At 58.1% G+C, this 7,123-nt stretch carries 6 protein-coding genes; 2 read left to right on the top strand and 4 right to left on the bottom strand.

Annotated elements, in window-relative coordinates; translation table 11 throughout:
• Positions 1–60: 60 nt before the first annotated feature.
• From B2W96_RS01825 to B2W96_RS01840, 4 genes are all read right to left on the bottom strand, one after another.
• Positions 61–1,305, bottom strand: coding sequence for a BMP family ABC transporter substrate-binding protein (locus tag B2W96_RS01825; protein ID WP_293007973.1), 1,245 nt, complete (start codon positions 1,303–1,305; stop codon positions 61–63).
• 220 nt (positions 1,306–1,525) lie between these two features.
• Positions 1,526–2,458 carry a carbamate kinase gene (gene arcC, locus B2W96_RS01830; RefSeq protein WP_293007975.1) on the bottom strand — a complete coding sequence of 311 codons (933 nt, stop codon included), beginning with the start codon at positions 2,456–2,458 and terminating at the stop codon, positions 1,526–1,528.
• A 119-nt stretch (positions 2,459–2,577) separates the two neighbouring features.
• Positions 2,578–3,771: a knotted carbamoyltransferase YgeW gene (gene ygeW / locus B2W96_RS01835; RefSeq protein ID WP_293007977.1), complete on the bottom strand. Its 1,194-nt coding sequence runs from the start codon at positions 3,769–3,771 to the stop codon at positions 2,578–2,580.
• Positions 3,772–3,849: 78 nt separating this feature from the next.
• Positions 3,850–5,229 (bottom strand): YgeY family selenium metabolism-linked hydrolase, encoded by a 1,380-nt coding sequence (locus tag B2W96_RS01840; RefSeq protein ID WP_293007979.1) that lies wholly within the window; start codon positions 5,227–5,229, stop codon positions 3,850–3,852.
• A 249-nt stretch (positions 5,230–5,478) separates the two neighbouring features.
• Between B2W96_RS01840 and B2W96_RS01845 the strand changes: the two genes are divergently transcribed.
• A complete protein-coding gene (locus B2W96_RS01845; protein WP_293007980.1) occupies positions 5,479–6,108 on the top strand; it encodes a helix-turn-helix transcriptional regulator in 630 nt (209 codons plus the stop codon).
• Positions 6,105–7,123: pyridoxal-5-phosphate-dependent protein subunit beta (locus B2W96_RS01850; protein WP_293007982.1), on the top strand; the 1,019-nt coding region annotated here is incomplete at its 3' end. The genes B2W96_RS01845 and B2W96_RS01850, both read left to right, overlap by 4 nt.

The following is a 7,123-nucleotide window of genomic DNA, read 5'->3' on the forward strand; positions in this document are numbered from 1 at the left end:
TCTGGCGGGGGTGCGGATGCTTTCCAAGGTTTTTGGGAAGAGTTCCCGAAAATGGAAGCGTCAGTTCAGCTTGGTAATTCCGTCAATCGCCAGAGAGAAGGACGGCGCGGACTGGAAGTAGGACTCGTGATAGTAGCCGTCGATGATGGCCTCGTCCGCGTCGGGGACGAAATCGCCGTCGGTATCGGTGGCGAAGGCATTGGTGACGGGCTTGCCGTCCACGGTGAAGTTGGCGGTATCAAACACGTGCAAAGAGCCGTCCTTGATGGCGGCAATGGCCGCATCAACGGCTTCCTGCGTGCCGGGGGCGCAGGCGGTGCCAAGCTGAGAAAGCATCACGCCGCCTTCAGCGTAGCCGTTGCAGTAATCGGTTTCAAGCTTGCCGCCTTCCATGGCGGTGCGGATAATCTCCTCATAGGCGACCTCCCAGTTGTTCTGGGGAGAGGTCAGCGCCACGTCGGGAGCAACGGAGAGCATATCCACATTGTAGCCCACGGAATAGACGTTGGTGTTGCCCTTGTCGTGGGCGGCCTGCACGGCGGAGGGAGCGCCGGTGGAGTCGGCGTGCTGGCCGATGATGACGCAGCCGCGGCTGATCAGCGCGTTGGCGGCCTCGCCCTCGGCCTTGATGTCAAACCAGGAGTTGGTGAAGGTCACGTCCATGTGAGCGTCGGGCACGATGGAACGGATGCCCAGGAAGAACGCGGTGTAGCCGGAAACCACCTCGGCGAAGGGATATGCGCCGACGTAGCCGATGTAAGGATCGGTCACGGAGCCAGCATCCATCATCTCCTTGAGTTTCATGCCAGCCACGATGCCGGAGACATAGCGGGCCTCGTAGATGTTGTCAAAGAAGTTGGCAAAATTGGTCATGCCCGCAGTTCTGGCGTGGGTGCCGGTGGCATGGGCAAAGTAGACGTCGGAATATTCCGAAGCGGCCTGCATGAGATACGTCTCATGGCCGAAGGAATTTGCAAAGATGATCTTGCAGCCCTGCTCCGCCAGATCGACGGCGGCGTCGTAGCACTTTTCATCCTCGGGAACGGTATATTTGAAAATCAGGTTTTCACTGGGAATGCCCAGCGTTTCGCAGGCTGCCTTGATGCCCTCCATATGGGCAAAGGTGTAGCCCTCGTTTTCGTCGCCGATCAGAATCGCGCCGACCTTGAAATCGCTGGTGGAGGTGTCGCTGCCGGAAGCGGAACCCTGGGAAGCGCCAGAGCTGCTGGGAGTGCCGGAATTGCCGCAGGCGGCCAGACTCATCATCATGACGGCCGACAGCAGCATTGCAAGAAACTTCTTCATTCTGTTATCCTCCTTATTTTGTTCGAAAACCAAAGTGTGGATGGTTTTCCACAAATCATATCATACAGGGTTCACTTTTAAATTTCAATCCAAAATTTGATATTTGTCAAAGTTTTTACTTATGCTTTTGCGTAAACTGAAAAATCTGGATAATATGGCAAAGGCCCGTGCCCAAGAGGTATCTTCCGGACACGAACCTTTGTGCAAAATCGACAGAAAATCACTGACGGATGGCGGTTCCGGTCTTTCCGGCAATGCCGTCCCGGGCCTTTTCCAAAAGGGTAATCAGGGCGGTGCGGCCCGCCTTGGATTCGGCAAATTTCACGGCTGCCTGCACCTTGGGAAGCATGCTGCCGGGGGCGAACTGGCCCTCCTGCTCATAGACACGGGCCTGCTCGGGAGTCATGGAGTCCAGCCACTTCTGGTCGGGCTTTCCGAAGTTGACGGCAACCTTCTCAACGGCGGTGAGGATGATGAGACTGTCGGCGTCCAGCTCCTCAGCCAGCAGCTCGGAGGCAAAGTCCTTGTCGATGACCGCGCCCGCGCCCCGGAGGTGGTTTCCCTCACGGATGACGGGGATGCCGCCGCCGCCGCAGGCCACCACGATCTGCCCCGCGTCCGACATGGCGCGGATGGTTTCAATTTCAATGATGGAAACCGGTCTGGGAGACGCCACGCAGCGCCGCCAGCCCCGGCCCGCATCCTCCATCACCGCGTTGCCCCGACGGCGCATTTCCTCGGCCTCGGCTTCGGTCATAAACGCGCCGATGGGCTTGGTAGGCTTCTGGAAGGCGGGGTCCTCCCCGTTGACTTCCACCTGCGTGAGGACGGTGGCCACGGGCTTGTTCATACCGCGGTTCAAAAGCTCTTCCCGCAGGGAATTTTGAAGATCGTATCCGATGTAGCCCTGACTCATGGCGGTGCACACTGACATGGGCGCCATGGGGTGGGAGGGATCCTCACGGGAAAGGGTGGTCATGGCCACGTTGATCATACCAACCTGAGGCCCGTTGCCGTGGGCGATGACCACCTGATGGCCCTCTTCAATCAGGTCCACAATGGCCTTTGCCGTCTGCTTCACGGCGACCATCTGCTCCGGCAAATTATTGCCCAGCGCGTTTCCGCCCAGCGCAATCACGATTTTTTTCGGCATAAAAATACCCCTCAAATAAAAGTAATGGTGGCGGCGGCATAGCCGCCGCCACACAGTCGGAAAGGTTCCAGCGGGAAATACCGGGTCGGGCGGTCCTCCGGACCCGGTATGGATACGTCTTAGAACAGCTTGCGCTTGCTGTCGGCCATGTCCAGCGCCATCAGAGCGGAGGCGGGGTCCTTCACCTTGCTCATCATGATCATGGCGGCGATGACATAGGGCTTGAAGCTGGCCTGCTTATACAGGGGCACCAGATACCGGTCGAACACAGAGGCGTCCACCTCGCCCTCGGGGCAGGAAAGACCGGAGATATCGGCGGGCAGGCAGTGCAGATACAGGGCCTTGCCGTCCTTGGTCTTCTTCATCATTTCCTCAGTGCAGGCCCAGTCCTTGTGCAGGGCATTCTGCGCGAGAAGCTTTTTCTCCAGATCGCTGATACCGGCGGTGTCGCCCGCCTGATACAGCTTTGTACGCTGCTCCATGGCGGCGAAAGGAGCCCAGGATTTGGGATACACGATGTCCGCGCCCTGGAAGGCCTCGCCCATGGAAGCGACCTTCTGGAAGGAGCCGCCGGTGGCGGATGCGTTCTTGCGGGCAATCTCCTCCACCTCGGGCATCACGTCATAGCCCTCGGGATGGGCCAGAACCACGTCCATGCCGAAGCGGGTGAACAGGCCGATGACACCCTGAGGAACGGAGAGGGGCTTGCCGTAGGAAGGAGAATAGGCCCAGGTCATGGCGACTTTTTTGCCCTTGAGGTTCTCCACGCCGCCGAACTGGTGGATGACGTGCAGCATATCCGCCATGCACTGAGTGGGATGGTCCACGTCGCACTGGAGGTTCACCAAGGTGGGCTGCTGCTCCAGAATCCCGTCCTGATAGCCTTCCTTCACGGCGTCCATGAAGGTCTTCTGATACTTGTGGCCCTCGCCGATGAACATATCGTCCCGGATGCCGATGACATCGGCCATGAAGGACACCATGTTGGCCGTCTCGCGGACGGTTTCGCCGTGGGCGATCTGGGAGGTCTTCTCGTCCAGATCCTGAACCTCAAGGCCCAACAGGTTGCAGGCGGAGGCAAAGGAGAAGCGGGTGCGGGTGGAGTTGTCCCGGAAGATGGAGATGCCGAGGCCGGAGTCGAACACGCGGGTGGATTTGTTCCGCTCGCGCAGGTCCCGCAGCGCGTCGGCCACGGTGAAGATGGCCTCCAGCTCCTCGTCGGTCTTGTCCCAGGTCCAGTAAAAATCGTTCTTGTACATATTGTTGGTGTGCAGGTGCTCCAGATGCTTAGCCAGTTCGATGGTCTTGGACATATCCATAACTCCTTCTCAAATCAAAAAGTCAGTCCCTGTATTGAAAACAGGGTATCCTGCGAACATGAGGGGAAATTCTTACTTAATATCGTTGTTGGTCTTCCCGCCGCGGTACACGCTCACGTCCTCGGTGCCCTTGCCCTTATAGAGGGAGGGAACGGCGGCATACATGGCGGCGCAGGCGACCAGATCCTCTTTCCAGGTGACCTCGTTGGGGGCGTGGGCCTGAGACTCCGCGCCGGGGCCAAAGCCCACGCAGGGGATGCCGTACCGGCCCTGAATGGAAACGCCGTTGGTGGAGAAGGTCCACTTGTCGATCAGGGGCGCCTTGCGCTTTTCAAGGGCAAGCTCGGAGGAAGTGGGGGTGCCCACGCGCTTGTCGCCGTACAGGCCCTTGTGCGCGTCCACCAGCGCCTGAATGTGGGGAGCGGTTTCCTTGTTGATCCAAGTGGGGAAGTAGCACTCCGTCTCATACTTCAGGCCGGTCCACGCGGGACGGTCGTACATATACATGGAAACCTTCACGTCCTTGCCGTACTTCTTCACGGCGGGCAGATCCTCAATCTCCTTGATGCAGGAGTCCCAAGTCTCGCCGGCGGTCATGCGGCGGTCCAGAGACACGGCGCAGCTATCCGCCACGGCGCAGCGGCTGGGAGAGGTGAAGAAAATCTCGGACACGGTGACGGTGCCGCGGCCAAGGAACTGCGCATCCTCATAATGCTCGGGGTTGAAGGAGGGGTTGAGCATCTTCACAAGACCCTTGATCTCGTTGGAGGGGCCGTCGCCGTTTTCGTTCAGAGAGCGGACGTCCTGAAGGATGTCGGCCATCTTGAAGATGGCGTTGTCGCCGCGCTCGGGGGCGGAGCCGTGGCAGCTTACCCCGTGCACATCCACGCGAATCTCCATACGGCCCCGGTGGCCGCGATAGATACCGCCGTCGGTAGGCTCGGTGGAAATCACGAACTCGGGCGTAATTTTATCCTCGTTGTGGATATACTGCCAGCAAAGGCCGTCGCAATCCTCTTCCTGCACCGTGCCGGTGACGAGAACCGTCACGTCTTCGGGGATCAGGTTCATATCCTTCATAATCTTCGCGCCGTAGACAGAGGAGACGATGCCGCCCTCCTGATCGCTGCCGCCCCGGCCGCCGATTTCGGTTTCGTTCTCATAGCCCTCGTAGGGGTCGAACTTCCAGTTTTCCCGGTTGCCGATGCCCACGGTGTCGATATGCGCGTCATAGGCGATGATCTTCTCACCGTTGCCCATCCAGCCCAGCACGTTGCCCTCGCCGTCAATCTCCACCTTGTCAAAGCCAACCTTCTCCATCTCTGCGGCGATGCGGCGGATGACGCCCTCTTCGTTGGAGCTCTCGCTGGGAATTGCGATCAGATCCCGCAGGAATCTGGTCATATCGGCTTCATAGCCCTTTGCAGCGGATTTGATTGCATCGAAATTCATTTTGCGACCTCCTGTAAAAATATATTAAAAAAATTAACACGATTTGGACTGTGCCGTCCCTTTTTCTATCCCCATCATAGCATAAGAAACGCAGATGTCAAACAAAAAATGAGAAAACCTAAAAAATTTTCTGTAAACAGGTTGATTTCTGCACAAAGTATGGTATGATGAGTCTGTTAATACAGGAACTTTTGCCTGAAAAGGCAGGTTCCGGAGGAGGGATAGCGCACGGAAAGCGGAAAACTGGAGATGCTCAGTCAGATCGCCGCGGGAATCGCCGCGCAGTTCGGAAGCGACTGCGAGGTGGTGGTGCACGACTTGAGCCGACACCCGGATCACAGCATTGTTGTCATTGAGAACGGACATGTTTCCGGACGGAAGGTGGGAGACGGCGCGTCCTATGTTGTGCTGGAGCAAATCGTCCAGTCGGACGCCCAGCCCAAGGACCAATACTGTTATCTGACCCGCACGCCGGACGGGAAGATTCTCAAGTCCTCCACAATTTATATCCGGGGGGCCCACAAAAAGGTGGCGGCGATTCTTGCCATCAACTTCGACGTGTCAAAGCTCTTGATGGTGGAGGATGCGGTGCATTCTCTCACCAACGTTCCCGGCCCGCAGCCGGCGGAGCCGGAGCGGATTGTCAACATCAACGACCTTTTGGAGGAGCTGATCAGCCAATCGGTTGCGCTGGTGGGAAAGCCGGTGGCGCTGATGACCAAGGACGACAAGGTGAATGCTATCCGCTTTCTCAACGAAAACGGCGCGTTTCTCGTCACCAAGTCCGGCGACAAGGTGGCAAAATACTTCGGCATCTCAAAGTATACCTTATATTCTTATATCGATGATTCAAAAACATCAGGAGGTAAAGAACTATGATTGATTTGACCAAGAATCCCCAGGGACTGGCCCATAACATTGAAAAGGCAAAGGAAAACGGCGTGGTTATCCCCACCGTGGCCCAGATGCAGCATCCCGAGACGATTCCTGAGAAGATTCAGGCGAAGCTGAAAAACCTGGGTATGTGGGACGTGGACCCCATGAACCTGTTCCGCATCACATGGAAGAACGAAGCCAAGGAGAGCGGCGGACTGTTCCAGGCCGCTCCCAACTATGTGGAGCTGCCCTCCTCCCTCACCGGCGTGCCCTGCCGCATTGTTGCCATGGCGGGCAAGTGGTTCCCCACCGGCTGCCACAAGGTGGGCGCTTCCTTCGGCTGCCTTGCCCCCCGCCTTGTCACCGGCCAGTTTGACGCCACCCATCACAAGGCCGTTTGGCCCTCCACCGGCAACTACTGCCGCGGCGGTGCGTTCAACTCCAAGCTGCTGGCCTGTGAGAGCGTTGCCATCCTCCCCGCCGAGATGAGCAAGGAGCGGTTTGACTGGCTGAAGACCATCGCCGGTGAAATCATCGCCACCCCCGGCTGCGAGTCCAACGTCAAGGAGATTTTCGACAAGACTTGGGAGCTGAAGCAGGACCCCCAGTATATGGTCTTCAACCAGTTTGAGGAGATGGGCAACCCCCTGTGGCACTACAACGTCACTGGCAACGCGCTGGCTGACCTGTACGAGTCCATCAAGCGCCCCGGCGACAACTTCGCGGGTGCGTGCTTCACCTCCGGCTCCGCCGGCACCATGAGCGCGGGCGACCTGCTGAAAGACAAGTATCCCCGGCTGAAGCTGGGCGTGGGCGAGGCGCTCCAGTGCCCCACCATCCTGAACAACGGCTTCGGCGGTCACCGGATCGAGGGCATCGGCGACAAGCACATCCCCTGGATTCACAACGTGAAGAACACTGACATGGCCATCGCCATTGACGACGAGGATTCTCAGCGTCTGCTGCGCCTGTTCAACACCGAGGATGGCAGGAAGTATCTGAAAGAAGAGCTGAAGCT

Source organism: Oscillibacter sp. UBA6647 (assembly GCA_002455655.1).
GTDB lineage: Bacteria > Bacillota > Clostridia > Oscillospirales > Oscillospiraceae > Oscillibacter.

Excerpts from the sequence above, each read along its gene's own strand:
- B2W96_RS01825 (WP_293007973.1), bottom strand. The coding sequence starts at position 1,305 with ATGAAGAAGTTTCTTGCAATGCTGCTGTCGGCCGTCATGATGATGAGT.
- arcC (WP_293007975.1), bottom strand. The coding sequence starts at position 2,458 with ATGCCGAAAAAAATCGTGATTGCGCTGGGCGGAAACGCGCTGGGCAAT.
- ygeW (WP_293007977.1), bottom strand. The coding sequence starts at position 3,771 with ATGTCCAAGACCATCGAACTGGCTAAGCATCTGGAGCACCTGCACACC.
- B2W96_RS01840 (WP_293007979.1), bottom strand. The coding sequence starts at position 5,229 with ATGAATTTCGATGCAATCAAATCCGCTGCAAAGGGCTATGAAGCCGAT.
- B2W96_RS01845 (WP_293007980.1), top strand. The coding sequence starts at position 5,479 with ATGCTCAGTCAGATCGCCGCGGGAATCGCCGCGCAGTTCGGAAGCGAC.